Consider the following 26,479-nt stretch of genomic DNA (forward strand, 5'->3'; position numbering starts at 1 on the left):
GGGCACAGGTCGGCCCCGGGCGGACTTCAGCGGGCGAGCAGTCCGCGGAGAACCACCCTTTCCACAGCTGTGACGAGTTCCGTCAATTGGGAGGCGTCAGCGCGGAGTCGGTCCGCGCGCCAGGAGAGGCCGAGAACGCCGTTCATGGCCGCCCACAACGCGGTGGCGGTGGTGACGGGATCGAGGTCGGCGGCGAGCGAGCCGTCGGCCACCCCGTCGGCCAGGGCGGCGGCGAGTTTGGCGTTCTGCTCGTCGACGAGCGCGGCGACCCGTTCCAGGGCCGCGGGTTCGTCCGGCGGCTCGGCCAGCAGGCGGAACTGGTGCGGGCGCTCGGCGGCGAAGCGGACGTACGCGGCCGAGGCGGCCCTGATGCGTTCCGCGGGGGTGCCCGGGGCAGCGTAGGCGTCGTCCATGTAGGTCCGGTTGTCCTCAAGTGCCCGCTCGGCAACGGCGATGAGAACGGCCGCGCGGCCGCCCACGCGGTTGTACACCGTCTGCACGGCGACATCCGCGCGTTCCGCGATGCCTTCCAAGGTGACCGCGTCGGGGCCTCCGGAGGCCAGCAGTTCCTCGGCGGCGTCGACGATGGCCGCACGGGTTGCGGCGGCCCGACGTGTCGTGCGTGTGACCTTGATTGTCATGGTCTTCGCTACTTTACGAGGTGCTCGAACGGCCGGACCCTCTGGGCCGCTTCCTTCAGCCCGGATTTCAGCGGGAACCGGCCTGATGGCGCTCATGCACCGCCGGGTCGTGCCAGCCCGACGCCGAGGCGAGGCCGAGGGCGCGCTGGACCGTCTGAGAGCGGAAACCGACACGTTCGAGTATCGGCCGGAACAGGCCGGGAGCGTTCGCGGTCAGGGTGAGGGACCTGGGGACGACGACGCGGTCCGCACGGCGCTCGATGCCGCGGACGATGCCGGCGATGACTTTCTCCAGCGGCACCATCTTCCACAACCCCTTGGAGTTGCCGCCCCAGAGGGCGTGCCCGGCCGGGTCCGCGGTCACGTCGTCCATCATCGGAGTGCGGAAGAACGTGGGGTGGGCGCTGCCGACACCGACACCCAGGTGGCGAACCTCCAGGCGAAGGCTGTCGCACAGCGCCCACACGCCGGCCTTGCTCGCGGTGTAGGAGATCTGGAGCGGCGAGTGCACGAAGGCAGCCATGGACGAGACGGCGAGCAGGTAGCCCTCGTGGCGTTGCACGTGGGGGAGTGCGGCACGGAAGGTGCGCCAGACCCCGTTGAGGTTGACGTCGATGACACGTTCGTAGGCCGACGGGTCGATGGCCGCCATCGGGGCCATGGTGTCGATCCCGGCGCCTGCGATGACGATGTCGAGGCGCCCGAAGTGCGTGGCGGCCTCGTGCATGGCTTGCTGCAGGCCGGCGAGGTCGCGTACGTCGGCGTGCCAGCCACGGGCGACTGTTTCGTCTCCCAGGTCCTGGGCTTGGGCCGTGGTAGCCGCGAGGCTGAGGTCGAGCAGCGCGAGGTTGGCGCCGCGCCCGCGCAGGGCCCGGGCGAGGGCAGCGCCCAGGCCGCCGGTGGAACCAGTGAGGACGACGGTGCGCCCGGCCAGGTCGTAACGGGTCATGACGGCCTACCTCGGTGAGTCGGTCTGCGGGGACTTGCCTGTGGGGCCGGCGGATTCATCGAGTCGGCGCAGGAGTCGGCGCAGTTCGGGGTGGCGTTCGGCGATGAGATCGGTGACGGGGTTAAGGACGCCGCGCAGGGCCGAAAACGGTGCCCACCTGCGGGGGACCATGACACGGGCCGAGCGGTTCTCGATGCCGCGGACGACGGCGTCCGCGACGCGCGTGGGGGCGATGGCCTTGCCGAGCAGGGACGGGAAGGCGATCTCGCGCATGCGGGTGGTGATGTCGTTGCTTCCGAAGGCTGCTCCAGCGATGGGCGTGTGGACCCAGCCGGGGTAGAGCACCCCGGCGCTGGCGCCGTGGATGCCGAGTTCGGCGCGCAGGGCGCGGCCGAACTGCTCGACGCCGGCCTTCGACATGGCGTAGGGGGCGTTGGTCATGCCGTTGAAGTAGGCGTACACCGAAGCGGTGACCAGGACGTGCCCGCGCGCCGCGATAACGTGCGGCAGTGCGGCGCGAACGGTGCGCCAGACGCCCAGCAGGTCCACTTCGACGACGCGCTCGAACATGGCCGGGTCGATGGTAGCGATCGTCGCCGGCGGATCGGCCGCGATCCCCGCGTTGGCGAAGACGACGTCCAGGCCGCCGAACCGGTCGACCGTACGGCCCACCGCGTCGGCCAGTGCGGCGCGATCGGTGACATCCACCGACAGCGCCAGTGTCCTGTCGCCGCCGAGGTCGCGGGCGAGGGCCGATGTGGCGTCGATGCCCCGGTCGGCGAGGACCACGTTGGCTCCGCGCGAGTGCAGCGTGCGGGCGGTGGCCGCACCGATGCCTCCGGCTGCGCCGGTGATGAAGACGGTCTTCCCCGCAATCGGGTAGGTGGGCATCTCGTACCTCTTTCAGGGTGTCGTGGGTCCCGGGGCTTCACCAGGTGCGGAGCCGATGGGGACGTGCCGCGCCAGGAAGGCGAGCTGGTCCGTGACAACGCGTTCGAAGGGCTCGCCGAGGTAGATGTCGAAGTGGCCGTCGGGGTAGAGGCGGATCTCGCCGCGCGGCGCCCTGCGGGCATGGCGCAGGGTCGGCCGCGCGGGGGCCACGCTGTCGTGCTCGCATACGCAGAACAGCACCGGGCATGCGATCTTCGCGGTCCGGCGGCCCGGCCGGTAGCGGAGGATGTCCAGGGCGAACCGCGCCGCAACCTGGTTAGAGAAGGGCGCGTCGTTGGGCACGAGGGCCAGGTAGCCGGGCTCGGCGTCCGCAGCGGTCATCAACGCGGCGGATCCGGGCGGCCCCGCCGTCGCGACCATGACGGGAGGGCGCCCAAGGCGGGCGCCGACCACGTCACGGACCGCGCGGGCCATCACCTTCACCGAGGTGTCCGGGCGCATCGCTAGGGCAGAGGCGACACCGTCGGTGAACAGGCCCTGGGCGATGACGGCGGCGACGGCCGGGTCCTGGGCGGCTGTCGCCAGGACATGGCCGCCGCCGAAAGAGGTGCCCCACAGCACCACGCGCCGGGGGGCGACCTCCTGCCGGGAGCGGGCGAAGGCCACAGCCGCCTGCCAGTCCTGAAGCTGCCGGCGGATGCTCAGGAGTTGGCGGGGCTGGCCCCCGCTGGCGCCGAAGTGTCGGTAGTCGAAGACCAGGCAGGCGTATCCCGCGGCGGTGAAACGCTCGGCATAGGCATCCAGGCGCATTTCCCGGATACCGCCCAGGCCGTGCGCCATGACTATCACGGGACGCCGACTCCCGCCCTCGGGCAGGTACAGCCAGGCGTGACACTCGTCCGGCCCTGAAGGAAACGTCACATTCAATCGGTCGGTCATCGGACCTCCGTAACACGGCTCGCATCGTTGGGCTCGCGGGATATTTGTAAGTGCTTCCAACATTGGAAGTTAATCCAATATTGCGGGGCTGTAAAGCAAGTCGGCGGCAACGAACACGTCACGTCTCCGCTGGGTCCTGAGCCACGCCCTACGTCAGCGCCGCGCTGACCGACTGGTCGGCGAAAGGGACGATGACCGGCGGAACAGCGAGGCCGGCGTGCCCCTCGGAGACGGGGCCGGCATGTCCTTGGCGGACGTCGCGACGCGCATGCGACCCGAACGCTGTCGGCCCACAGGGCGGTCGGTGGTCTAGGCAAAGAACGGCCGACGGTCCGAGTGTGCTTCCACGGCCTCGACCTGGAACGCCGAGGGCAGCATGTTGCTGTCGCGGCGTGTGGCCAACGACGAGCCCGAGCTGCTCACGTTCATCGGCGCTGTCTTGGCCCTGGCGGACGGAAGCCCGGTGACCTGGGCGATCGACATGACCGGCGGCGAACCGGCGTTGCTGCTCGCCCTCCTGCGCAACCACGGCCAGGAGGTCCTCTACCTGCCTGGCCACCTGGTGAACCGGGCCGCCGACGGTTACCGCGGCGAGGGCAAGACCGACGCCCGGGACGCGTATGTCATCGCGGACCAGGCCCGAATGCGCCGTGATCTGCGGCCGATCCGCTCGGCCCTCGCCTGACGACTACGGACATGGCAGGGTGAACAGCCCCGGTTCTGGCTCGGTCAGGATGTGGCGCCCGGTCAGGCGCTTGAGCTTCAAACGGACGTTGTTGATGTTGTTCGGAGCCGGGTCCAGGTCCATCGCCTCGCACACGCCCCGTGCCCGTAGCGGACCGTCTGCCTGGGCGAACACCGTCATGATCTCCTGGTAGGCCGCCCCGTCCGGCAGCTCCGGGGCGGACGCCGACGGCGCGGGCGGGCCGGGGTCGGGCAGTTCCAGCAGCCTCTTGCGGGTGATCCGCACTTCCTCGGCGGCCCGGCCGAGTTCATCCAGCACGGCGGCGAGCCGCGTGATCTGCTCACGGGTCTCTTCGGCCTGCTCGGCGATCTCCCGCTCGCGCTCCTCCAGACGTACCAGCACCGCCCCCAGGGTCAGCTCCCCGCTGGTCATGCGCCGCGCCAGGAGGTCGCACTGCCGGTCAGCCGACGGGCCATCACGTCGCTTATCGCCCAGTAGACCCGGGACTCGGCCGAGGCAGGTCGGTGCTCGTAGTCGCGTACCAGCCGCGGTGCAGCATCAAGGTCCCGTTCGTCTGCTCCACCCGCCAGCGGATCGGCTGCGGGACGAACCCGGTCTCGGCCGGGTTGCGCTCGACGACTTCGACGTCGATGCCCACCCGCTGACCGTGGTCCACGACGGTCTTCTTGAACCCCTGATCCACCAGAGCCTTCGTCACGGTGCCGCCGCTACCGGCTGCGACCTTGTCGAGCAGAGCGGTGCCGAAGGCGTTGTCGTGGACGGAGGCGGCCAGCACCACCACGGCGATCACCAGACCCAGCACGTCCACGGCAAGCCCCCGCTTACGTCCCGGCACCTTCTTCGCCGCATCGCGTCCCGTCGTCTCGGCCGGCACCCCGGCCGCCGCGTGCAGGCTCTGGGTGTCGAGCACCACCAGGCTGGGGTCGGCTAATCGGCCCCTCTTCTCGCGGACCTGCCAGCGCAGAAGGTCGTGAATGACCTGGTCAGTGCCATCGTCACGCCACGTGTAGAAGTAGTACTTCACCGCCCCAGCAGGCGGCAGGTCGTGCGGAAGGTACTCCCACTGGCAGCCGGTCCGGGACTGGTAGAGCAGCGCGTTGACGATCTCCCGCATCGCGTAGCGGCCCTCATGTCCGCTGACGGAGGGGTGCTGGGCCTTCCATGCGGTGATCACCGGCTCGACCAGCGCCCAGCGTGCGTCGGATAAGTCGCTCTTGTAGGACTTGCGGTCGCTCACGCAGCCAGCTCAGCACGGCGCCAGCCCCGCGACCCGGCGGAGGCGGCAAGGCCACACGTTCAGGCGACGACAGAACGGACATAACCTTTCATTCCGCCCTCCGATGAGGGCGACGCGACGATGAGGCGCAGGGGTCGGCAGATCACCGCTGCAGTGGTTCCGCCGTTCGGCTGGAGACGGGCACCGACTTGCATCTCAGGCTCGGACAGCCCACCTGACCCGTGCCAGCTTGTAGGTGTCCTGTTTGTCCGGCATAGGGCGTGGCATTGAGGGCCGTCCTTTTGTGAGCGCGGCTCGAAGTCTGGAGGAGACGGCCGATGGCAAGTGGCGGACGGTCGTCGGGTTCAGCCCCAACCGGTGGGTCGCGACGTCCAAGACTGGAAGGGAAGTCGGCGCTGCAGCGGCTGAAGCGCGTACGTGGCGCTGTGGCTGCCGCCGCGGCTGCGGGCCGTGCTCGGACTCGTGCAACGGCACAGCGTGTGGGGCAGCTGCCCCCGCCCCCGGGACCTTTCCGTCCTGGATTCTGGCGCAGTCCGATCCGCGGGCCTTGGCTGACCTCGGTGTTCGGATTGGTCCTCTTGGTCGGCATTCCGGTTCTGTTCGTCACCGGACTGCTCTCCTACGCCTCCTACAACCCCGACTTGAGCCCCTTCAACGACGAGACTCCCGACATGGGTGTTCTGGGCTTGTATCTCTTCGGCTGGCCCACCCATCCGTACTGGCTGTACCGGCTGCTCCAGGGCGTGCACGTGACGCTGGGCGTGGTGCTGGTGCCGGTGCTGCTGGCCAAGTTGTGGTCGGTGATCCCGAAGCTGTTCGAATGGCTGCCGGTGCGCTCCATCGCCCACGGCCTGGAGCGGCTGTCCCTGCTGAGGCTCGTCGGCGGCGTCATCTTCGAGTTCGTCACCGGCATCGTCAACATCCAGCTCTACTACGTCTTCCCGGGTTCGTTCTACCGCCTGCACTTCTACGGCGCCTGGGTGTTCATCGCCGCCTTCGTCGTGCACGTGTGCCTCAGACTCGGCCGGATGACGCGGTCCCTGCGCTCGCTCAGCCTGGGCGCCGAACTGCGCTCCGACCTCGCCCACACCGTGCCCGAACCCCCCGATCCGGACGGCCTGGTGGCAGCCTCTCCCGCCCTGACCACGATGACCCGCCGCGGCGCGGTGGGCATGGTGGGAGCGGGATCGCTGCTCCTGTTCGTCGTGACCGCCGGGCAGAGCATCGGCGGCCGGCTGCGCGCCACCGCGCTGCTCGCGCCGCACAACCGCGAACCGGGCAGCGGCCCGAACAGCTTCCAGATCAACAAGACGGCGGCCAAAGTGGGCATCACCCCCACGCTCGTCGGACCCAACTGGCGGTTGGAGGTTGTCGGACACGGAGCGCCACGGGGCTTCACCCACGAGCAGCTCCTGGCGATGCCCCAGCACGCCGCCGCACTGCCGATCGCCTGCGTGGAGGGATGGTCCACCGAAGACCAGTACTGGAGCGGCCTGCGGCTGGCCGACCTCGCCGCTCTGGCCGGAATGCCCGACGCCGCAAGCGTCCTGGTCCAGTCCATCCAACCCCCCGGCCCCTTCACCCGGGTGGTGCTGCGCGGCAACCAGATCCACGACCCCCGAGCGCTGCTCGCCCTCCGCGTCAACGGCGCGGCCCTCTCACTCGACCACGGCTACCCGGCCCGCATCATCGTCCCGGCCAACCCCGGCGTGACCAACACCAAGTGGGTCCACCGGCTCACCTTCAGGGCGTGACCATGGCACGAATCGTCCGCTGGTACGGCTCCGGCCCCCTGCATCTGCTCGTCCTGGTCGCCTCGTTCGCCCTGACCGGCTACGCCATGGTGAGCCTGTTCGCCGTCCGGCCATGGGAGGAGGCGATCTGGTTCGTCGGTGCGGCGATCCTCCACGACCTCATCCTGCTGCCCCTGTACTCGCTGGCCGGCCTGTCGGCCCTCTCCGTGCTGCGGCACCGAGCCGCCGACGGACCGAGGGTGCCGTGGATCAACTACCTGCGTGTCCCCGCCTTCCTGTCAGGTCTGCTCCTGCTGGTCTGGTTCCCCCTCATCTTCCGTCTGGCGGTCCCCTACCCCGGCGACACCGCTCTGTCCGACAGCGTCTACCTCGGCCGATGGCTGGCGATCATCGGCCTATTCTTCGCGGCCTCCGCCGTGGCCTTCGCGATGAGACTGCGCCGCCTGAGGCGGGCAGGCCGCGGCGACAGGAGCCGACGGGCCGCAGGGCATGGCGCAGCACCGTGACAACGGACGAGGACGAGCTGTACGACGCCGACGGGGAGCCCTACGCGCTCGTCCTGCGACCCGGCCGAGAACCGGTGTACCTACGGCTATCCGACGGGCGCCGGATCCGGATGCCGGTACACCGCTGGCACGAGCAGCCCACGGCGGCCGACAAGACAGTGCTGGAACGCTGCATCAGCCCCGTCCTCGACGTCGGCTGCGGCCCGGGCCGCATGTGCAGGGCACTCCTGAGCCGGGGAGTCTTCGCCCTCGGGGTCGACATCGCGCCTCGCGCGGTCGCACTGACCACCTCTCTGGGAGGGCTCGCACTGCGCCGATCGGTCTTCGACCGGCTGCCGGCAGAGAGAGGCTGGCAGACGGTGCTGCTCATCGACGGCAACATCGGCATCGGTGGCGATCCTCGTGGCCTGCTGCGCCGCTGCGGCGGCCTCGTCGCCCCCACCGGGCGCCTCGTCGTCGAGGTCGACCCCGACGACGTCGAGCAGCGGTGCAGCGCCCGGTTCGAGGACCTCCACGGCCGGAGTGGTCCGCTCTTTCCTTGGGCACGGCTCGGGCGACGAGCGCTCCGCAGGATCGCCGCCAGCCTTGCTCTCAGCGTCACCGATCAGTGGACGAGCGGGCACCGCTGCTTTGCCACCCTCTCTCACCAGGGATCGTCCTGTGACCGCCCTGACACGGGCCCCGCAGTGACGGACGCGTCGGACGACCGGGCCGCTCCACGATGACGCCGCCATGCTGCTGCACTGCTACCACAGTCGTTCGGGAGGAAAGTCTGTTCGCATCGAGTGAGAAGGCGGCGGCTGCGGCAAGGTAGAAAGGACACATGCCGGAGCGCGAGCCCCCTGCGGGAACCATGGACGACGTTGATGCGGTCACCCGGGCGGTCCTGACCGCGTCCCGGCTGCTGGTAGCGGTCTCCGCCCGTTCCCTCGCCGAGGTCGAGGAGCGCGTGACCCTCCCGCAGTTCCGGATGCTGGTGGTGCTGGCCACCCGGGGAGAGACCAAGCTGGTCGCGCTCGCCGAGCTGCTCCAGGTTGCGCCCTCCACCGCCATGCGCATGGTCGACCGGCTCATCGCCGCCGGACTCGCCGACCGCAAGGCCAATCCCGCCAACCGCCGCGAGACTCTGCTGCGGCTGACCGAGGAAGGCCGGCACACCGTCGAGGAAGTCACCGCCCGGCGTCGCGCCGAGATCGCCGGCATCGTCGAACGACTCCGCCCGATCGAGCGCCTCGCGCTCGTCGAGGCCCTCAACGCCTTCAACGAGGCGGGAGGCGAGCCCTTGGCCCCGGCGGCGGACGACCCCGAGCCACACCCCCTCGGCTGGATCGTGGACGGAGCCATGGCGCACGACGCCTGACCCGGCACAGCAGCCGGTCATGGCATGGCCGGGGCCCGTGGCGCCTACCCCGATGCGTCGGGAACACGTATCGCGGCGATCACACCAAGCAGGCACACTGCGCCGCCCGTACACGTGTTGCTCCACACGATCCCGGCCGACACGCCGTCACGACCGCCGGGGAGAGGATCAGCCAGAAGCCGAGCGGCACCAGGGTCCATGCGAATCGGTGCATCCGCTGGCGCGCGAGGGGGGTTCCGAGAGCGACCAGGGGCGACGCCGAGACCCATGATCAGGTTGTTCGCCGTGAGATACGGGTTCGTCCTGTAGAAGTGGATCACCAGGGCGAGACCGCCGTGTAGATGCCGGCCAGCAGCATGAGCCCGTCGACGACGGTTGCCGGGCTGCTTGTGATCGCCACCTCGCGGCCAGCCCTCATCCCGGTCGATGCCGGCACGCGGAATTCGGCCGAGCGACGTGGATAGGACATGGCAGTCACCCCCTCTCGCATGGCGACGTTTCCAGTATGCAAAGAAAGTCCGTATTGGTCTGTCCGTGGCTGTCGCATCCGCTCCTTCCAGCCGGATCGGACCAGCCGGCCATTGACCGCCAGGCCGTGAAGAGCCCGGGTGGGCGCTCAGGCGGTCGCGTGCACCGCGCGCAACGCGCTCTGGTGGCTGAGCCAGCCCACCGGCTTGCCCTGCTCGGCGTCGACCACGGGTACTCCGGTCCCGTTGGCCGACAGCAGGATGTGCAGTGCCTGTGCGAGGGGCTGGTCGGCGGTGACCGGTGCGGGCGGCGCGGCGAGCTGTCCGACGAGTGCAGGGGCGCTTTCCGGTTGTTCCGCGAGAGCCTCTGCCACCATCTGCGCCGTGACGATGCCGACGTACTGGCCGGTGTCGTCCACGACCGGGAGGGCGCCGTGGCCCGAGAGGCTGAGCAGGTCGGCGGCATCGCTCAGGGACGTGATCGCGGGCAGGGCGGAGGGGAGCGGTTCCATGACGGTGCCGACGTGCTGGGCGCCGATCGCCGCCCCGGAGGCGGGGCCTTCGAGGTCGATGCCGCGGCGGCGCAGCTTGAGGGTGTAGATGGTGTCGCGGGAGAGCCGACGACTGGTGGCGGTGGCCAGCACGATCGCCAGCATCAGGGGCAGGATGATCGAGTACTCGCCGGTCAGCTCGAACAGGATGACCACGGCAGTGATCGGCGCCCGGGCCGCGCCAGCGAACACCGCACCCATGCCGATCAGGGCGTACGGGCCCACCGCGCCGGCCGTGCCGGGTATCAAGTCATGGACGCCGATGCCGTACGCCGAGCCGAGCATCGCGCCGATGAACAGACTGGGCGCGAAGACACCGCCGGAGCCGCCGATGCCGATGGTCAGGCTGGTCGCCAGCATCTTGCCGACCAGCAGCAGGAGCAGGAAGCCGACCGCGTAGCCGCCCTCCGTGGCCTTCTCCAGCACGGGGTAGCCGACGCCGTACATCTGCGGCAGGGCCAACAGCACCAGGCCGAGCGCCAGTCCGCCGACCGCGGGGCGCAGCCACTCCGGGCCGCGCCACAGCCAGTCGCAGGCGTCCTCGACCAGGTACAGGAAGCGGGCGAAGCCCATCCCGACCACGGCGGCGACCACGCCGAGCAGGGCGAACAGTCCGTACTGGGCAAGGTGGTCGACGTGGAACGCGGGCAGGTTCAGGAAGGCGACGTCGCCGAAGGACGCGCGTCCGATGATGCTCGCGGTGACGCTGGCCAGCACGGTAGCGCCGAAGGCTTCCGCGCTGAGAGTGCCGAGGATCAGTTCCATGGCGAAGAAGACGCCGGCCAGGGGAGCGTTGAAGGTGGCCGCGATGCCGCCCGCCGCACCACAGGCGACCAGGAGCTTCGTGCGGCCCTCCGTCGCCCTCGTCACACGACCGAGGGTGGAGCCGAGCGCCGAGCCGATCTGCACGATCGGCCCCTCGCGGCCCACCGAGCCACCGGAACCGATGGTCAGCGCGGAGGCCAGCGTCTTGACGACGGCGACCTTCGGGCTGATCCGCCCGCCGCGCTGGGCCACGGCCAGCATCACCTCGGGCACACCGTGCCCACGGGCCTCCTTGGCGAACCGGTTCACGAGCGGGCCGTAGAGCAGGCCGCCGATCACCGGGGTGAGCAGCACGAAGTACGGGCCCAGCCACGGCACGTGCGGATTGCTCGCGCCGGGGGAGGAGGAGTAGTCGGAGTGACCGGACAGCAGACCGGTGAAGGTCTTGATGCACCAGCGGAAGACGACCGAACCGACGCCCGCTCCGGCGCCGACCACCACGGCCAGCGCCATCACACCCCAAGGGGCGTTCTGCAGGCTCGCGATCGCCGGCGCCGGTGTAAGGCTCTTTGCCGTCGTGCCCGCCCCTTGCCCGCTGTCCGTTGCTGCCGGTATGCCGCTCATCGATTCCCCTTCCTTACTTTTGCATTATGCAAAAGATGTCAAGGGTGTGCACCATCTGTCCGCCCCTTGGGCTTGAATGACCTTCGGCGACCGCTCCCGTCCGCGCCAGCGGTGCCTTCGCCTGCATTCCCTCGGTTCGGGCAGCCAGCACTGCGTGCAGCATGCCGCCTGCCCAGTCCTCGCATCCGTGGCGAAGGCAGCTGACCTTCACTCGGTCGTCGGTCCACTCCGGTGAGCATTTATTGCCCGTGGGCCTTCTTGACCCACTAGCGTTGCATGGTGCAAAAATTAGGTGACGGAGAGAGGCGGTGCACACCGATGAGGGTCGTCATCTGTGGGGCCGGGATCGCGGGACTCGCGCTGGCCGGCCGGCTGCACAACGTGCTCGGCTGGGACGTCGTCGTCCTGGAGAAGGAGCTGCGGCCCCGCACCGACGGTTACATGATCGACTTCTTCGGGGCCGGATACGACGCGGCCGAGGCCATGGGCATGCTGCCCTCCCTGGAGAAGCTGAGCTATCAGGTTTCCGAGGCGGCCCTCTTGGACGAACACGGCGAGTGCCGGGTCGGGCTCCGCTACGACCACTTCGCCCGCTTTCTGGACGGGCGCCTGCTGAGCATCATGCGGCCCGACCTCGAACTCGCCTTGCGGGAGCGGCTGTCCCTCGCGGTGCGTCTGCGCTTCGGCGTGGGGCCGGCCCGCGTCGACGTCCGGCCGGAAGAAGTGCGCGTCACCCTCACCGACGGCGACAGCATCGACGCCGACCTGCTCGTCGGCGCCGACGGTATCCACTCCACCGTGCGCGCCCTGGCCTTCGGCGAGAAGGCGCGGTACGTCCACCATCTCGGCTACCACACCGCCGCGTTCACGTTCAACGACCCCGAGACGCACGCAGAAGTCGGCGACCGGTTCTGCCTCACTGACACTGTCGGCCGGCAGATGGGGCTGTACGCGCTGCGCGACAGCACGGTCGCCGTGTTCGCCGTGCACCGCGCCACCGACGCCCCTCGCTCCAGGGACGTGCAGGCGGCGCGCTGCGCCACGAGTACGGCACGCTCGGCTGGCTCGTACCTCGCGTCCTGGCGAACTGCCCGCCGTCTTCCCGGATTTACTACGACCATGTCGCTCAGACGACCCTCCCGGCCTGGAGCCGCGGCCGGGTCGTCCTGGTCGGTGGCGCCTGCCAGGCAGTCTCCCTCCTCGCCGCACAAGGCGCCTCCCTGGCGATCGGCGCCGCATACGTCCTGGCCGACCAACTCGCCCGCACCTCCCACATCGAGGACGCACTGCACGGCTAGGAACGGCTCTGGCGGCCCGTCATCACGGACAAGCAGCGTGCCGCCCGGCGAGTGGCCCGCTGGTTCGTACCCGAATCACCACGACACCTGCGGCTCCGCCGGACCGCCCTACGGCTCTCCAACCTGCCCGGTGCGCAACGCCTCGCCGGCATCTCCCTCACGGGGAGACAGGGGCCGCCCCTGCGCCGACTCGCCTCGATTCCGTCGTGGGTGACCGGGAACCGTGGCTCCGGCGCCGTCCAGGAGGGAGCAAGACCACGCAGACCATGAACACGTTCGGGGTGTCGCCGGCCACGCGTCACGGAAAGGTCCCGATGTCCGCCAGCCCGAGCACCATGACCGCCCGCCTACGCAGAGCCGTCGAAGCCGCCCACTGGCAGTCACTGGCCGGACTGCTGCATCCGGACGTGGCCTGCGGACCACCCGAAGAAGGCGGCAGTGTCTGCCGGGGCCGCTCCCGTGTGCTCAGCCACTTCGCCCGCCCGGGCGCCGACGGACTGCGTGCGACGGTCGACGAGACCTTCACCTATCCGGCGGCCGTCGTCCTCGGCCTGCACCTCGCGGGCGCCGGACCCGCGCCCGGGCCACCGCCCACGGTGTACCAGGTCTACGACCTGGCCGACGGCCTGATCATCCGCGTCACCGAATACGCGGACCGTGCGGAAGCACTCGGCGCGGCATATCCCAGTGGCGGCACCGGACTCTGACCCTCCGGTTTCTCGTCCAGGCTGGCATCGCGCTGCCCGGACAGCGTGTGGTGGTGCGTCAGGGCGGCATCAAAGTCGCGTAAAAGGCCTGGTGCGGCGGTTCAGGCGGTCATCCCACGGTGAAGTAGGCCAGGCTGCCTGCCAAGGCCCGCGAGGCTGCAGTACACGGCGAACGGGATGAGGGTGCGGTTCTCGAAGTAGCGGACCAGGAAGCGGGTCGCGAGGTACGCGGCGATGAAGGCGGCGACGCTGCCCGCCAGCAGGGGGCCGCGCAGGCCGTTGCCGGCGGGGCCGAGGAGCGGGGGGAGTTTGAGGAGGGCGCCGCCGATGACGGGGGTAGCCAGGAGGAAGGCGAAGCGGGCGGAGTCCTCGTGGCCCAGGCCCTTGAAGATGCCCGCGCTGATCGTCGAGCCCGAGCGGCTGATGCCCGGGAACAGAGCAAGGATCTGGGCCGCGCCGATCGACACGGCCTGACGCATGGTCATGCCGGTGATACGGCGGTCCGACAGCTCGTCCGGGCTCAGGTGCTCCTCGTCCTCCGCGGGGGAGACTCCCGCCCGCCTCCTTCCTGTCCCGCCACGCCGCAACTGCTCGGTGACAAAGAGGACGATGCGGTTGAGGGCGAGGAAGATCGCGCTCGGCACGGGCTTGCCAAGTGTCGTACGGAAGACCTTGTCGAGGGCGACACCGGCCACGGCCACCGGGATGGTCGCCGCGATGAGCAGCCAGGCGAGCCGCTGGTCCACGGTCTGTATGCGCCGCTCCCTGACTGAGCTGAACAGCCCCCCGATCACCCGCACCCAGTCCCGCCAGAAGAAGACGACCAGCGCGAGAGCGGTGGCCAGGTGAAGGCCGACCAGCTCGTTGAGGTACAGGGAGCCCTCGGCGGAGACATCGAGGTCCTGCTTCCAGTGCCCGCGCAGGAGGGCGGGGGTCGCGGTGCGGTGCAGGGTGACGGTCGCCGCGGTGTGGACCTCGCTCTTGCCGCCGGTCGCCGGAAGTCTGCCGTACCGGCTGAGACTGCCCAGCACGTCAGCGGGCAGCGGCTGCTGCTGCCATACGCAGTCGGTGCCGAGCACCGGCCAGTCGGCCGGGTCGCTCTCGTACGGGGTGCGCCGCACATAGCCGGGGCCGAAACTCTCCGGTCCGGCGGTAACGGCCCTCAGCAACTCCAGGGCGGCCGACCGTGATTTCGGCATGCGCGCGGGGTCGACCCGGAACGACGTCCCGCTGATCTCGTCGGCACCGGCCGGTACGGACGTGGTAGCTGCCTCGGTCGGGCTCGTCGTGGCCTTCGCGCCGGATCCATGGCCGCCGCCAGAACATCCCGTGAGCACCACCCCGCAGATGGTCAGTGCGACGCCTGCGCGCCCGCCGTGCCGTCTCCCACCTGTGCATCTCACTGTCCCCCGTTCCGTCCCAACCGACTCGACTCGCACCGGGAGTCGGAGCCATCCCCTGTTAGTTTGCGCCTGCCGCAGCCACCATGGCCTGCCGAGGTTCTTTCCGCCGGCGCTTGACTGCGTCGACCGTCACAGCGGCGTACCGGGCGTCCACGGTGAAGAGCATGTCGGAGGCCTGACGGGTCGTGGTCGAGGCAGGCGGCCCGGGTCGTCATCCGGCTCGATGCCGGTGGCGTCGAGGACCTCGCGCGTCAGCTCGAACCCTCGGCCCCCCGGCCCTTACCTCGTGGCGGTCGCCGCGCCGTCCCACGCCTCCGCGCGGGGCACGTGGTGGTGACGGAGCGCCCGCTGGTGTACGACCTGGAGCTCGCGGAGGGCGAGGTGGACGCGGTCAACTGACCGGGTCGTTGCGGGACTTCCTGCCCGGATCCGGCAGTGCCCTGGTCATCCCCGGCAGGAAGTCCGTGAACACCTCGTGGATCTCGTGGACGAGAGGCCGCAGGACGCGGAAGCGGGCCAGCGCCACCCCGCGCGCGGTGAGCCGGGCACCGCGCTCGGCGAGCCGGTAGCTGCGCTGGCGCCCCTCGGTCCGGTCGAAGATCCAGTACAGGACGAGGCCCATCTGGGAGAGCCACATCAACTCCGGCAGAACGTCACGCAGTTCCTCGGGCACCTTCGCCTTCGACCCGGCCAGCACCTCGCGATGGACGTCGATGGTCTCCCTGCGCGCGTGCTCCGACTCCGGCGAGAAGGGGCTGAGCGGGCTGTCCGGGTCGGCGGCGTTCTTGAAGAACTGCACCGCGAACTCGTGATAGGAGGTGGCGACGTCCAGCCAGGTCCGCAGCACGCCCGCGAGCCGCGCCTCCAGGTCGGTCTCCTGCTCCAGCACCGCCCTGACCGCCGCCCGGTGCTCTGCGGCGATCCGGTCGTAGAAGCCCTGGATCAGGTGTTCCTTGCCGTCGAAGTAGTAGTACGCGTTGCCGACGGAGACACCGGCCTCCTTGGCGATGGCCCGCATCGTCGTTCTGTCGTAGCCGCGCTCCTGGAACAACCGCATCGCCGTCTCCAGGATCAGCGCACGGGTCTGCTCGGATTTGCTGAGGGATCCGCCCTCGTCGGGGCGGTCGCTCGTCGGGTCGTCGCCCTTCGGGCTCGGGCGGTCGTTCTTCGCAGGCACGGTCGAGAGGCTAGCCAGTGGCGCCCCTCCCGCCCGAGCAGCCGGGTGGGGAGTACATCCATCCGTACCGAGGGTCATACGCCCACCCCTCGACGGGGCGCTCCGCGCCGCCCCTCTCGACCCCGCCACCCGGCGGCCTCCAGACCTCGTCACCCGGTCGGTAGGCCTGGCCGCCCCGCTGCGTCCGGCCCCCCTGCACCCCGCGCCACTTCGCGGCGGCGAGCACGGCGCCCCGGGCGAACCTGACGCCGGACGGTGTGCACAACCGGTGGGCGAGCGGCCGGTATTCGCGCAGCGCCCACAGGGTGACGATCCAGGCGGCCGCGCCCCGGTAGACCTGCCCGGCGTCCCCGACGACCGTGATCTCGTCGAGGGTGGCCCGGTGGTCGAGGCCGGGGAAGCGCCGCCGGGCCTCCTGCGACGCGGCGGCCACGGGCTCCAGTGGCACCAGTTTCGGCTGCCGCACCAGCCAGTCGCGCAGGAAGGTGCACAGTGCGCACTCGGCGTCGTAGAGCACGGTGAGCCGGCGGACGGGGACGCGCCTGGCGTCCCGGCCCGGTTCCGCGACGGCCGGCACCGCGCTCACGCCCCGGCCGACGGAGCGATCCATTCCTGCGGGCCGAGCGGCGGTACCTGCTCGCGGTCCAGCACTCCGCGCCGGCGGATCTTGTTGAGCACGAACACATTGGCCAGGTGCATGACGCCGAGCACCAGCAGCACCACGCCCAGCTTCGTCGACAGGGCCTCGAAGATTCCGCGCGCGGTGTCGATCGTGCTGCTGCGGCTTAGGTAGAGCGCGACGAAGCCGAGGTTCACGAGGTAGAAGCCGACCACTAGGAGGTGGTTGACGGCGTCCGCGAGCTTCTCGTTGCCGTGCAGCACGTCGCCGAGGAAGATCCGCCCGGCTCGGCCGAGCGTGCGTGCCACCCAGACCGTCAGACCGATGCTGACCAGCAGATAGATGACGTAGGCGATGACCGTGAGGTCCATGTTCCCACCCCTCTTGAACGCGTTCAAAACACTGTCCGGAGCGACTGTAGACCCATTTTTGAACGTGTTCAACCAGAAGGAAGGTGTCCCCGGGGTACTCGGGCATGGCCCCTCCGCATCACTGGCGGGAGAGGGATCCGGCGTCCCGCCGGGGCGGTGCACCGGGCGGTTAGAAGTGGGGGTCCAGTGGCGCGGGTTTTGCCCACCAGCGGGACGTCCCGCCAGGGCAGCTGCTTCAGGTGCTGGTGCAGCAGCGGCTGGTTCGCCTTGAGCACGGCGATGTAGTGGGCGTTCTTCTCCTCGACCAGGAGGCGGGCGTGAGTGGTCTGGGAGTGCAGGGCGTCGAAGGTGACGACGGTGTCGGTCAGGTCGTGCTCGGCGAGCATCGGCCGGAAGACAGTGATCTCGTTGGCCTTCGCGCCGACCTCGCGCTGGGCGGTGACCAGGCCGGTTGCGGTCATCGCGGCGAGCAGGTGGACCTGGGTGCCGTCGGTGCGGCGGGCGCCGCGAACGGTCTTGCCGTCCACGGCCAGCGAGCGGCGCTGCTGCCCGCCTGGATTCTTGGCAGGGCCGGGGCGGTGCGGGTCGCGGGCGGGGAGCCAGGAGCCGATCGCCGCGTCGAGGGCGTCGCCGTCGACGCGCTGCAGGACCCGGCGCACGGTGGCTTCGGCCGGGGCGGTGGGACCGGAGGGTTCGCGGCGCGGGGCCTCCGAGGGCGGTGAGCACGGCGGCGGGGGCGTCGGCGGCCCCACCGAATAAGGCCTGCCGAGCAGTGGTCGAGACCGCCCGGCCGTTGCAAGCGAGATCGACGGCTGGCCGGACAAGGGTTATGACCGAGGCCGTATTGGCGGGCGCTCGTGTGCCCGCTCGGCAGCCCGGACACTCTTCTCCAGTGCCGCCATCAGGTCCAGCGGGGGGGGGCAGGCTCCGGCGGCTCGACGATCTCACCACCGGTGATCTTTGCTTCCACGAGCTGCTCAAGGGCGTGGGCGTAGTCGTCGTGCACCTCGCCCACATTGATGCCGGCGAGCTCCCGGATCAGCAGTTCGGCCAGCTCCAGCTCCCGGTCGGTGACAGGGGTGGAGGGTGCGAGGTCTCCGGGGGCGCGCAGTTCGTCTTGCCACAGGTTCTCTAGCCTTTCTCGAACTGTCGGTTCTGGGCGGAGAGAGTGCTGCATTGGACAAAGGACCGGGTTCCTGGACGGTCGACTTTTATGACTTCCGGAGGGAGCTGACCTGCCCGGCCACGGACGAGTACCTCGGTGTGCACGGGGATGATTGTGTCGGTGGGAAGCAGCAACGCCTGACGGTGAGTTCGGGGAACGCTTGAGGCGGCTCAGCCGCAGAATTGTAGGTGAGTTCTAGCAACACGAGAGCCCGCCAGTGGCTGAGCCCGGTCTCGGTGTCAGCCCTGGCCCTTACGATGCCCGGTTATGACCGATGACGTGCTCAACTACTCTCGACCTGGGCCCTTAACGAGCCTGGACTCGGCCCAGCTCCGGCTCATTGAGGGACTGCCGGAGGACCCCGTGGGCGTCTGTGCCGCCGTGCAGGGCCTGGTCATCCAGCCCGCGGACGCCGCGGCGCTGGGGGTGCCCGAGGACCGGATTTCCGAGAAGAACATCAGGCCGGTTGACAAGCTGATCAGCGCGTTGACCGCCTTGGACCCTGCGCCGCTTCACCAGCCCCGAACACCCGAGACACGGGTGATCGGCACTTGCCGTCACTTCGCCACCATCGCCTGCGCGATCTTGCGGGCGCGGGGCATCGCCTCCCGAGCCCGGTGTGGTTTCGGCACCTACTTCCTCAAGAACCGCGGCGTCGATCACTGGATCACCGAGTACTGGGATGAAGACCACAACCGCTGGGTGCGGGTCGACACCGAGCACCTCGGCAAGAACTACGTCGACCGCCCCGACGACCTCGCCCCGGACGAATTCCTCACCGGGGGCGAAGCCTGGCTCCACTATCGCAACGGGTTGATCGACCCGGCCCTGTTCGGGGTGGCCGGCACCGATCACGCCTGGGGACCGCATGAGATCAGCGGCAACGCCGTCCGCGACCTCGCCGCGCTCTGCAAGCAGGAGACACTCAACTGGGACGAGTGGGGTCGCATGACCGCGGCCTATGAGGGCAAGACCGGTCCGGATTACGACCAGTTGATCGATGTGGTCGCCGACACCTGCGCCAAGGACGATCCACCTGCCTTGACACGTCTGTTCTCCCATGAGGATCTGGCCGTTCCGCAGCACGTGCTCGTTTGAACCAGGGCGAGGACCGGGCACTGGGCAACGCGCACCGCGTCGGTCCCCACCTTGCTCAGGTCATGGCAGCCTGTTCGGCCTTGGCCCGAGACTGGGCCAGGCGGTAGGAGTCGGTGCCGGTCTCGATGATCGTGCCATTGAAGGTCAGCCGGTCGACGGTGGCCGAGCAGAGCCGGGGATCGGTAAACGTCTTGGTACAGCCGCCAAAAGCCTCATTGGAGGCGATGGCGACACTGTTCTTCTCCTCACGCTCCGTCAGAACCTGGAAGAGCAATTCAGCGCCGTGCTTGTCGAGCTCCATGTAGCCGAGTTCGTCAATGCACAAAAGATCGACACGGCCATAGCGGGCGATCGTCTTGGTCAGCTGCTTCTCGTCTGCGGCCTCGACCAGCTCGTTGACGAGCTTCGTCGCCAGGGTGTACTTCACCCGGAACCCGGCCATCGCGGCCTCGGTGCCCAGCGCGATCAGCAAATGAGACTTGCCGGTGCCGGAGTCGCCGATCAGGCAGAGCGGTTGTCCCTTCTTCAACCACTCGCAGGTCGCAAGCGTGTGGACGACGCCGGCATCGATGTTGGGGTTGGCGTCGAAGTCGAACTCCCGCAGCGACTTCTGCCTGGGGAAGGCAGCTGCCTTGATCCGGCGTTCGGAGCGGCGCCGGGCTCGGTCGTCGCACTCGGCCAGCAGCAGTTCGGCGAGGAAGGCGAGGTAGGACATCTGCTCGCGGGCGGCCTGCTCGGCCAGGTCCGGGAACTTCCCGCGGATGGTGGGTAGCCGGAGCATCCGGCAGGCGCCGACCACGGCGGTTTCGGCCGCCTGCTCGCTCATCTGGCGGCGGCTGGTGGCGTTCATGGCATCTGTTCTCCCTTGCTGGCAGCGGTGGTGCCGCGTGTGCGGCGGCCAAGGAGCTGGTCGTAGGGGGCCGGCGAGGGCAGCGGCCGGGTGTCGGGCGGGAGATGGGCCAGCCGCCGCGCGGTCAGGAAGGTGACGGTCGGCTCCCGCCGCGGCTCCGGCTCGGGCAGGGTGGTGTCGGCGTCGTCGGCTTCCTGGGCCTTGCGGGCCTCCAGCGCGACAGCGTCCGCGGTCAGCGTACCGACCCGCAGGGTGGCGGCGAGTCCGGCCACCAGGTGCTCGTGCGGGATCCGCCGGCCCAGCAGGAGCACGTCGATCAGGGCCCGGGTCCCGTCGCGGTCGCCCCGGACCTTGCAGGTCGCGGCCCACCACGCATCATGGACCGGGGTGAACTTCCCGGCAGCCTTGGCCTGTTCGAGCGCGGTCGCCCCGGGCAGGGCGCCGGGCTTGCGCACCAGGGCTTCCAGGTAGTGGTCCAGGACCAGCCGTTCCCCGCCTTTGGCGATCAGCCGTTCGTGTCGGGCGATCTCCGTGGCTCCGTCGTAGACGACCAGTTCGTTGGCGTGCAGCAAGGCCCGGACCCGGCGGCCGATGAAGCGGACCGGTACCGAGTAGCAGTTGGTGCGGACCGAGATCCGGCTGTGCCGGTCCACCCGCAGGGCGAAGGTGCGGCTGGTGTCGAACGGCTCGTCCGGCAGCGGCTTCAGCAGGGGCTGTTCGACAGCGAAGTACTCTCCGATGGTGCGGGGCCGCATCCGGATGCGGCGGGCATCGTCTTGTTCGTCCCACTGGTCGACGAGCAGGTTCAGCTCGGCCAGGGAGTCCACCTCGGGGACCGGGACCAGGTGGTTGCGGCGGAAGTAGCCGACGTCCCCTTCCACTCCACCCTTCTCGTGGGCGCCGGTCAGGCCGGGGCGGCAGTAGAAACTGTCCAGGCCGTAGTGCTCGCGGAAGGTGATCCACCGGTCGTTCTCGCGTCTTTCCCGGGTGAACCCGATCACCTTGGCGACCGCGGCCTTCAAGTTGTCGTAGCGGACCTTGCCGGTCGGCGCCCCTCTAATATGCGGGTCTCGATGTCAAGCCACTGGACATGCTGAGGACGGGTCAGGTGCCCTGTCTCACGCACTTGGACGCCCTTCCGGCACAATCAGAGGTTGTGGCCAACCCAGTCGTTCTGTATCCCGACATCGCCGCCCAAGGCAGCCTCGGCGCGGCACTCCGAGCAGCGGCGGAAGAGGGCGGTTTCTCCATCCCCGCCATGGCCTCGGCCTCCAGCCCGCTGAGCCATGCCACCGTCGCGAGCACGCTGCCGGACCGCGAGGCTCTGTTCGTCAGCTCGTGGGCGATCAAGCGGCGTTGGTCGATCCGAGGTGAGGAGTCGTTCCAAAACATGGCACTCATCGACGGGGACACCGAGGATCTGGCGCAGGTCGCCAGGGCTGCGCAGGCGTGGCACGACGGTGTCGCTCTGAGTGACATCCGGAAGGCAGCTCCGTTCGTGCACCTGACCGGCCGCTTCGAGGTGCCCGATCATGATCCGGTGCGCCTGACGGAATCCGAGTGGCAGCATCTGCGGACCGAGGCCAGGGAATTGGAGTGGCCTGGGGACGCCTATCACGCGCTGGTCGAGGCGGCATATGCCGAGCCGGCACTACGAGGTCTCTACCCGTTTACGAGCCACTGGACGCTGCGCTTCTCGACCACCACCCGCCCGCACTTGACCATCTTCGGGCCGTGTCTGCTCGCGCATGACGTCGACCGGTACACGGTCAGCATGAAGTTCACGGGCGCGGACGCCCTCGCCCAAACCACCACGGCGCAGGAGGCAGTGGCGGAGGCCGTGCGCCATCTTCCTTACCGCCCTGGCCCCGTCACATCTGGGGCGGTCCGCGACGGCAGTCGTTGATCGGTTCACCGGAGACAGGACATCAGGAGGCTTCGCCGTCGAGTAGGCTGAGGAGTCCGTTGAAGATCTGCTCGCGGGCCACCTGTCCCTTGGCTGCCGCATCATCCCGCTGGCGTTCGAGAGTGGGCCGGAACTCGATCGTGGTGACGAAGAACGTGCAGGACTCGCAGATCGACTCGAAGTGGCAGTCCATCTCGACAGGGCGAGCGCAGTAGCCGTTGCCCAGCATCTGGCGGTGCATCTCCCGGCGGAGCTTGGCCATCTCCGTTCCCTCGGCGTCGGCTGGCAGGTGACGCGGGGCGTCGTAGAGTGCCTCGACCTTCTCCGAGACGGCGAAGTACTCGTCGGCGACGGTCCGGTCGGCGATCCGCGCGTACACACGTGTCATGGACAGTGACCGGTGGCCAAGGAGGGCGGCGATGGCTTCCAGGGACATGCCCCGGTTGATCGCCTGGGTGGCCAGAGTGTGCCTGAGCTGGTGCGGAGTGACCCGGCCGAGTCCGGCCTGCTGAGCGGCCTTGCGGACCGCGGCCTCGATGCGGGAGGCGTTGACGGGACGGCCGTGGTCGGTGAACAGCAGGTTCGATCGCAGGCCCTCGGGCCGGTGCAGCAGCCAGTCGTCCAGCAGCGTCTTGAGCTGCGGATGCAGGGGGACGTAGCGGTCGGTATGCATCTTGCCGACCGGGACGCGAAGCCAGTACGCAGAGCCGATCTGGACGACCGCGTCGACGGTGAGGCCGAGCATCTCGCTGCGGCGCATCCCGGTACGGGCGAGGATCTCGATGGCCAGCCGGATGAACGGATCGGGGTCCTTGCGGGCGGCTGCCAGCAGCTTGGCGGCCGCGGCGTCGTCGAGGAAGCGGGGCAGCGGTTCGTCCGCGATCGGGAAGTCGCTGTCGAACACCAGCTGGCGGGGTGGCCGGTCGGCGGCGTCCCACTCGTCGAGGCGACGCAAGAAGCCGCGTAGTTTACTCAACCGGTCGCGGACGGTGTGCCGGTGCAGGGGGCCCCCGCGGGCGGCCGGCCGCTCCAGCAGCCACTGCCGATAGCGTTCGACGTGCCGCCGCTTGAGCTCGGCGACGCAGGTGACGTCCGTTTCTTCGGCCGCGACCAGGAGGGCGAATTCCCGCAGTGTCAGCTCGGCGTTTTTCACGGTTCCCGGCCGCATTGTTCCGGCGATCTGCCGTAGGTAGTGCTGCATCGTGTCCGCCATTCCGGCGGGGACACGGGACCACTCCCGGGCCCGCATGTCGGCCCGGTCCGGTGAGCGACGACGCGGGAGCTGGTCGGTCAACTCGCAGTGGAAGAGCGTCGCTTCAAGGTTGAACAGGACGGTCGACAGGGCCTTGACGCCGCGGTTGGGGATGCGGCGGGCCGCCTCCAGCAGCAGGCGGCGTCCCTCGTTCCAGTCGCTTTGCTGCAGCTCGTGTGGCTGCTTGCCGAACAGGGCCATGAAGTGGGCCAGCAGGTTGAACTGGGTCATGGCCAGCGCGTCGCGAAAACCAAGGGACCGGGCCGTCTCCATGAACCTCAGGTGCAGTTCCGGCTCCGTGCGAGCGAGCACGATGCCCAGCCGTGGGCGGTGGGCGACCAGGTAGTCCGCCCCGGGTTGCAGACGTCCGGTGACCGAGAGCCAGCTGATGAATCGGTGGGTCTCGTGGTTGAAGGCGAGCTGGCGTTGCAGCGGCAGGCGGCAGAAGTCGCTGAGGTCGGAGCCCGCGGCGAGCAGAGCGCGGGCGCCCCAGCGGACCTTGTGATCGGTGTTCATGCCCTGCGCGGCCCGGTGGGCGAGGTAGAACTGGACGAGGTCCGGGTGCACGATCGGCAGAGCGGCGGCGCGGGCCCGGCGCATCAGCTGCTCGCCCGGTCGGCGTCGATAGCGGCACTCGCCTGGAGGTACTGCTCGACGAGCCAGCTGTCGCCAGGTGGAGGTAGATCCGGGTCGATTCGATGGAGCGGTGTCCGGCCTGGGCCTGTACCGCTTCCAGGGCCATGCCCGCCTCCCGCAGCCTGGTCAGGCAGGTGTGGCGGAGCTGATGACAGGTCAGCCTCGGTAGGCCGGTGCGCTTCCGGACACCGTCGAGGATCTCGTCCAGACTATCGGCGGAGAGCGGTCGGCCATGTGTGGGCCCGCGCAGCACCACGAACACTCGATCGTGGTCGACGGGCGGACGCTCGCGGTCCAGATAGTCGCCGACCGCGCTGAAGAACTGCGCGGAGACGGGTATCAAGCGCTGGTGGCCGCCCTTGCCCTCGCTGATGAAGACCCGACGTTCGCCTGGTGAGAGGTCGCCCAGCCGCAGGCCGAGGACCTCGCAGCGGCGAAGCCCGCCAAGCAGCATCGCGAGGGCCATGGCCCGATCCCGTGCGGTGTTCACGGCGCCGAGCACCGTTTCGACCTCAGCCGGGCCGAGAACGCGTGGGAGGGTTCGGGGCGTGCGCAGGAGCGGCGCCCCGCGGCTGCCGCTGCGGCGGCGGTTGGCCAGCCCCGTCGGCACCGGGTTGCGATCAACGGCCAGGTCGTCGCGGGTCATGAGGTAGCCGAACAGCCCGGAGATGCTGGCGAGTCGGCGCTTGACGGTCCGAGCCGAGAGTCCTGCTTCACCGTCTTCGAGCCGGACGACCTTCGGTCCCCGCCGCGGCTTCTTCTGCGCGGTGATGAACGCGAAGATGTCCGCGGTGACGACGTCGGCCGGCTCCTTGGGCACCACTGAGAAGAAGACCTTCAGGTCGTAGGCGGTGGCCAGCAGAGTGTTCGGCCGGCAGCGTGCCGCCACGAACTCCAGGTAGTCGTCGACCAGGGCGTGCCCGAGCGATGCCGTGGGGTTGCCCCGGCATCGACGCTTCGTACCAACTGCGGCTGCCAGGCCATCCGATCTCCTCGACGGGAGCGACCATCCTGACGGGCAGCGCGAGATCGCGGAAGAGTTGTCACCCACATAACCGCCCAGGACGCTGAGGGCGTGCACGTGGCCCTCGAAGAATGCTTCCTGCCCGCCGGACGCGAAGATCCGGTGCACCGCCTTGCCCGAGTACGACAGGCGGAAGCTGAACAGGTAGCAGACCACCGTCTGCCCGGCCAGACGCACCGTCACATCACCGAAGTCGACCTCCGCTTCGACGCCGGGGCGGTGCGACTGCGGCACGAACGCCTCAACCGGGCCGCGGCCGGCCATCGCGCGGATCTCACCCCGGCGCACCGCGACGTAGTCACGGACCATGCCGTAGGAGATGCCATGGGCCTGATGTTCCTCAAGCAGCCGGTCGAAGACGCGTTTTGCGGTGTGCCGCTGCTTGCGCGGGGCGTCCAGATCGGCCCGCAGCATCTGGTCGACCAACGGCTTGTACGGGTCCAGACGCGTCGGCCGCGGCGGCAGCTTCTTACGTGGCCGGGGCCAAGCCGACTCCAAAGCGTTCTGCACCGTCGGGTGGCCGACGCCGTACTTGCGCATCACGGCCCGCTTCGACAACCCGGCACGGCAGTCCCTGCGAATCGCCGCATACAGCTCGACCTTCGACTTCGGCGCCATCGACGCCCCCTCGCAGCACGGAGCATGCCCATGCTCCCACCGCAAGCCCCCCGGTGTTGCCGAAACTCACCGACACTCGTACACCTCAACCCGAGGCGTTCACGATGCTGACCGACAACGGTCTCGAAACTCACCGACACACCCAACGGGGACGTACACACTTGGGCGAGGAGGAACGGGGCCCGCCAGGGCACGCCGATCCTGTTGGCGCCAGACGGTACGGCGGACGCGCAGATCAACCTGTTCTTCCGGATCGGCCCGGTCGCCTCGCGGCGGCCGCGTACGTGGCGGCGGTACGCCTTCTCTCTGGCGGTGTGGCTGGACTTCCTCGAAGCCTACGGAACCCGCTGGGACGAGGCAGCTCCGGAGGATTTCGATGCCTTCAAGCAGTCGCGGATCAGGGACGACCGCAACCCGGGGCGGGTGCGGCCGACGTCGTTCGACACTGACCGCGCGGGGCTGAACACCTTTTACACCTGGGCCTCACAGCGGTACGGGGTGGGGAATCCGGTGCCGACGCGGTCTGTCGAACCGGCCCAGCAGGAATGGAGTGGGCCGGGTTCGCGGCGGGATCCCGTCCGCCCGGCGGGCTGGCCGCGCCGACAGGTGAAGTGGCTGCTGCGGACAGCTTTTGAGCAGTGGCGGGATATCGGATTGCGGGGGTACGGCTTCGATGAAGTTTCCCCGTGATCTCGGACACTCGTTCGTTATGCCGCGAGGGCGTGCTGGTGTCGTTGCCTGGTCTCCGCCGGGGTGAGGTAGCCGAAGACCGTGTGTTCGCGCAGGCGGCGGCGGTTGTAGAAGGTCTCGATGAAGTTGAAGACCTCAGCGCGGGCGGTGGCCCGGTCGGGCCAGGTCCGGGTGCCGATCTCCTCCTTGAGCAGGGCCCAGAAGCTTTCAGCGGCGGCGTTGTCGAAGCATAATCCGGTGCGCCCGCAGCTCTGCCGCAGTCCCAACTCCCATAG

The 26,479-nt window shown here is 69.3% G+C and carries 26 protein-coding genes and 3 pseudogenes; 10 read left to right on the forward strand and 19 right to left on the reverse strand.

Features of this window, described 5'->3' with window-relative positions:
- Positions 1 to 26 precede the first annotated feature (26 nt).
- The 4 genes from O1G22_RS41950 to O1G22_RS41965 form a co-directional block, all read right to left on the reverse strand.
- Positions 27 to 641, reverse strand: coding sequence for a TetR/AcrR family transcriptional regulator (locus O1G22_RS41950; RefSeq protein WP_270086109.1), 615 nt, complete (start codon positions 639 to 641; stop codon positions 27 to 29).
- 67 nt (positions 642 to 708) lie between these two features.
- Positions 709 to 1,590 carry an SDR family NAD(P)-dependent oxidoreductase gene (locus tag O1G22_RS41955; RefSeq protein WP_270086110.1) on the reverse strand — a complete coding sequence of 294 codons (882 nt, stop codon included), beginning with the start codon at positions 1,588 to 1,590 and terminating at the stop codon, positions 709 to 711.
- Positions 1,591 to 1,596: 6 nt separating this feature from the next.
- On the reverse strand, positions 1,597 to 2,481 hold the full coding sequence (locus tag O1G22_RS41960) for a short-chain dehydrogenase/reductase (protein ID WP_270086111.1): 885 nt from the start codon (positions 2,479 to 2,481) through the stop codon (positions 1,597 to 1,599).
- A gap of 12 nt (positions 2,482 to 2,493) precedes the next feature.
- Positions 2,494 to 3,420, reverse strand: a complete 927-nt coding sequence (locus tag O1G22_RS41965) for an alpha/beta hydrolase (protein ID WP_270086112.1) — start codon at positions 3,418 to 3,420, stop codon at positions 2,494 to 2,496.
- Positions 3,421 to 3,778: 358 nt separating this feature from the next.
- Here O1G22_RS41965 and O1G22_RS41970 point away from each other — a divergent pair.
- Positions 3,779 to 4,090: pseudogene (locus tag O1G22_RS41970) on the forward strand (IS110 family transposase); the annotation flags it as partial.
- Between the two features lie 18 nt (positions 4,091 to 4,108).
- On the opposite strand, the gene O1G22_RS41975 reads toward O1G22_RS41970, so the two are convergent.
- Positions 4,109 to 4,537 (reverse strand): hypothetical protein, encoded by a 429-nt coding sequence (locus O1G22_RS41975; protein WP_270086113.1) that lies wholly within the window; start codon positions 4,535 to 4,537, stop codon positions 4,109 to 4,111.
- Positions 4,534 to 5,363, reverse strand: a pseudogene (locus O1G22_RS41980) (IS5 family transposase). Before O1G22_RS41980 ends, O1G22_RS41975 begins: the two are co-directional and overlap by 4 nt.
- Positions 5,364 to 5,923: 560 nt before the next feature.
- Between O1G22_RS41980 and O1G22_RS41985 the strand changes: the two are divergent.
- From O1G22_RS41985 to O1G22_RS42000, 4 genes are all read left to right on the forward strand, one after another.
- Entirely contained in the window at positions 5,924 to 7,117 is a 1,194-nt protein-coding gene (locus O1G22_RS41985; protein ID WP_428986461.1) for a molybdopterin-dependent oxidoreductase, read from the forward strand.
- 2 nt (positions 7,118 to 7,119) lie between these two features.
- Complete coding sequence (locus tag O1G22_RS41990) at positions 7,120 to 7,623, forward strand: hypothetical protein (protein WP_270086681.1); 504 nt, start codon at positions 7,120 to 7,122, stop codon at positions 7,621 to 7,623.
- Positions 7,620 to 8,348: a class I SAM-dependent methyltransferase gene (locus O1G22_RS41995; RefSeq protein ID WP_270086115.1), complete on the forward strand. Its 729-nt coding sequence runs from the start codon at positions 7,620 to 7,622 to the stop codon at positions 8,346 to 8,348. The genes O1G22_RS41990 and O1G22_RS41995 overlap by 4 nt, the downstream gene beginning before the upstream one ends.
- 98 nt (positions 8,349 to 8,446) lie before the next feature.
- Positions 8,447 to 8,983, forward strand: coding sequence for a MarR family winged helix-turn-helix transcriptional regulator (locus tag O1G22_RS42000; protein ID WP_270086116.1), 537 nt, complete (start codon positions 8,447 to 8,449; stop codon positions 8,981 to 8,983).
- 316 nt (positions 8,984 to 9,299) lie between these two features.
- Here the strand turns inward: O1G22_RS42000 and O1G22_RS42005 are convergent, their stop codons facing one another.
- Positions 9,300 to 9,452: a hypothetical protein gene (locus O1G22_RS42005; protein WP_270086117.1), complete on the reverse strand. Its 153-nt coding sequence runs from the start codon at positions 9,450 to 9,452 to the stop codon at positions 9,300 to 9,302.
- Positions 9,453 to 9,599: 147 nt separating this feature from the next.
- On the reverse strand, positions 9,600 to 11,279 hold the full coding sequence (locus tag O1G22_RS42010; protein ID WP_270086682.1) for a chloride channel protein: 1,680 nt from the start codon (positions 11,277 to 11,279) through the stop codon (positions 9,600 to 9,602).
- Between the two features lie 429 nt (positions 11,280 to 11,708).
- On the opposite strand from O1G22_RS42010, the gene O1G22_RS44615 reads away from it, so the two are divergent.
- Positions 11,709 to 12,902 carry an FAD-dependent monooxygenase gene (locus O1G22_RS44615; protein ID WP_333492469.1) on the forward strand — a complete coding sequence of 398 codons (1,194 nt, stop codon included), beginning with the start codon at positions 11,709 to 11,711 and terminating at the stop codon, positions 12,900 to 12,902.
- Positions 12,903 to 13,002: 100 nt separating this feature from the next.
- Entirely contained in the window at positions 13,003 to 13,395 is a 393-nt protein-coding gene (locus tag O1G22_RS42025) for a nuclear transport factor 2 family protein (RefSeq protein ID WP_270086118.1), read from the forward strand.
- Between the two features lie 101 nt (positions 13,396 to 13,496).
- Here the strand turns inward: O1G22_RS42025 and O1G22_RS42030 are convergent, their stop codons facing one another.
- The 6 genes from O1G22_RS42030 to O1G22_RS42055 all read right to left on the reverse strand — a co-directional run bounded on the left by O1G22_RS42030 (position 13,497) and on the right by O1G22_RS42055 (position 18,142).
- Positions 13,497 to 14,735, reverse strand: a complete 1,239-nt coding sequence (locus O1G22_RS42030; RefSeq protein ID WP_270086119.1) for an undecaprenyl-diphosphate phosphatase — start codon at positions 14,733 to 14,735, stop codon at positions 13,497 to 13,499.
- A gap of 454 nt (positions 14,736 to 15,189) precedes the next feature.
- Positions 15,190 to 15,975, reverse strand: a complete 786-nt coding sequence (locus O1G22_RS42035; RefSeq protein ID WP_270086120.1) for a TetR family transcriptional regulator — start codon at positions 15,973 to 15,975, stop codon at positions 15,190 to 15,192.
- Positions 15,976 to 15,985: 10 nt separating this feature from the next.
- Positions 15,986 to 16,585, reverse strand: a complete 600-nt coding sequence (locus tag O1G22_RS42040; RefSeq protein ID WP_270086121.1) for a thiol-disulfide oxidoreductase DCC family protein — start codon at positions 16,583 to 16,585, stop codon at positions 15,986 to 15,988.
- On the reverse strand, positions 16,558 to 16,965 hold the full coding sequence (locus tag O1G22_RS42045; RefSeq protein WP_270086122.1) for a hypothetical protein: 408 nt from the start codon (positions 16,963 to 16,965) through the stop codon (positions 16,558 to 16,560). Before O1G22_RS42045 ends, O1G22_RS42040 begins: the two co-directional genes overlap by 28 nt.
- A gap of 68 nt (positions 16,966 to 17,033) precedes the next feature.
- Entirely contained in the window at positions 17,034 to 17,717 is a 684-nt protein-coding gene (locus O1G22_RS42050) for an ISAs1 family transposase (RefSeq protein WP_428986462.1), read from the reverse strand.
- 149 nt (positions 17,718 to 17,866) lie between these two features.
- Positions 17,867 to 18,142, reverse strand: a complete 276-nt coding sequence (locus O1G22_RS42055; RefSeq protein ID WP_270086124.1) for a Ku family protein — start codon at positions 18,140 to 18,142, stop codon at positions 17,867 to 17,869.
- Between the two features lie 255 nt (positions 18,143 to 18,397).
- Between O1G22_RS42055 and O1G22_RS42060 the strand changes: the two genes are divergently transcribed.
- Positions 18,398 to 19,228 (forward strand): transglutaminase-like domain-containing protein, encoded by an 831-nt coding sequence (locus tag O1G22_RS42060; protein WP_270086125.1) that lies wholly within the window; start codon positions 18,398 to 18,400, stop codon positions 19,226 to 19,228.
- A gap of 55 nt (positions 19,229 to 19,283) precedes the next feature.
- Here O1G22_RS42060 and istB read toward each other — a convergent pair whose 3' ends face one another.
- Both istB and O1G22_RS42070 read right to left on the reverse strand, forming a co-directional pair.
- A complete protein-coding gene (istB, locus tag O1G22_RS42065; RefSeq protein WP_270086126.1) occupies positions 19,284 to 20,078 on the reverse strand; it encodes an IS21-like element helper ATPase IstB in 795 nt (264 codons plus the stop codon).
- Complete coding sequence (locus O1G22_RS42070; RefSeq protein ID WP_270086127.1) at positions 20,075 to 21,100, reverse strand: Mu transposase domain-containing protein; 1,026 nt, start codon at positions 21,098 to 21,100, stop codon at positions 20,075 to 20,077. The genes istB and O1G22_RS42070 overlap by 4 nt, the downstream gene beginning before the upstream one ends.
- Positions 21,101 to 21,234: 134 nt before the next feature.
- Between O1G22_RS42070 and O1G22_RS42075 the strand changes: the two genes are divergently transcribed.
- Entirely contained in the window at positions 21,235 to 21,984 is a 750-nt protein-coding gene (locus O1G22_RS42075) for a DUF6193 family natural product biosynthesis protein (protein ID WP_270086128.1), read from the forward strand.
- 22 nt (positions 21,985 to 22,006) lie between these two features.
- Here O1G22_RS42075 and O1G22_RS42080 read toward each other — a convergent pair whose 3' ends face one another.
- Together O1G22_RS42080 and O1G22_RS44620 are read right to left on the reverse strand one after the other, a co-directional pair.
- The gene (locus tag O1G22_RS42080) at positions 22,007 to 23,836 is read right to left on the reverse strand and encodes a tyrosine-type recombinase/integrase (protein ID WP_270086129.1); all 1,830 of its coding nucleotides are present in this window, start codon (positions 23,834 to 23,836) and stop codon (positions 22,007 to 22,009) included.
- Between the two features lie 127 nt (positions 23,837 to 23,963).
- Positions 23,964 to 25,514: pseudogene (locus O1G22_RS44620) on the reverse strand (tyrosine-type recombinase/integrase); the annotation flags it as partial.
- Positions 25,515 to 25,718: 204 nt separating this feature from the next.
- Between O1G22_RS44620 and O1G22_RS42090 the strand changes: the two are divergent.
- A complete protein-coding gene (locus O1G22_RS42090) occupies positions 25,719 to 26,204 on the forward strand; it encodes a hypothetical protein (RefSeq protein WP_270086130.1) in 486 nt (161 codons plus the stop codon).
- A 17-nt stretch (positions 26,205 to 26,221) separates the two neighbouring features.
- On the opposite strand, the gene O1G22_RS42095 is transcribed toward O1G22_RS42090, so the two are convergent.
- Complete coding sequence (locus O1G22_RS42095; RefSeq protein WP_270086131.1) at positions 26,222 to 26,470, reverse strand: integrase core domain-containing protein; 249 nt, start codon at positions 26,468 to 26,470, stop codon at positions 26,222 to 26,224.
- Positions 26,471 to 26,479: the final 9 nt, after the last annotated feature.

Source organism: Streptomyces camelliae (assembly GCF_027625935.1).
Lineage (GTDB): Bacteria > Actinomycetota > Actinomycetes > Streptomycetales > Streptomycetaceae > Streptomyces > Streptomyces camelliae.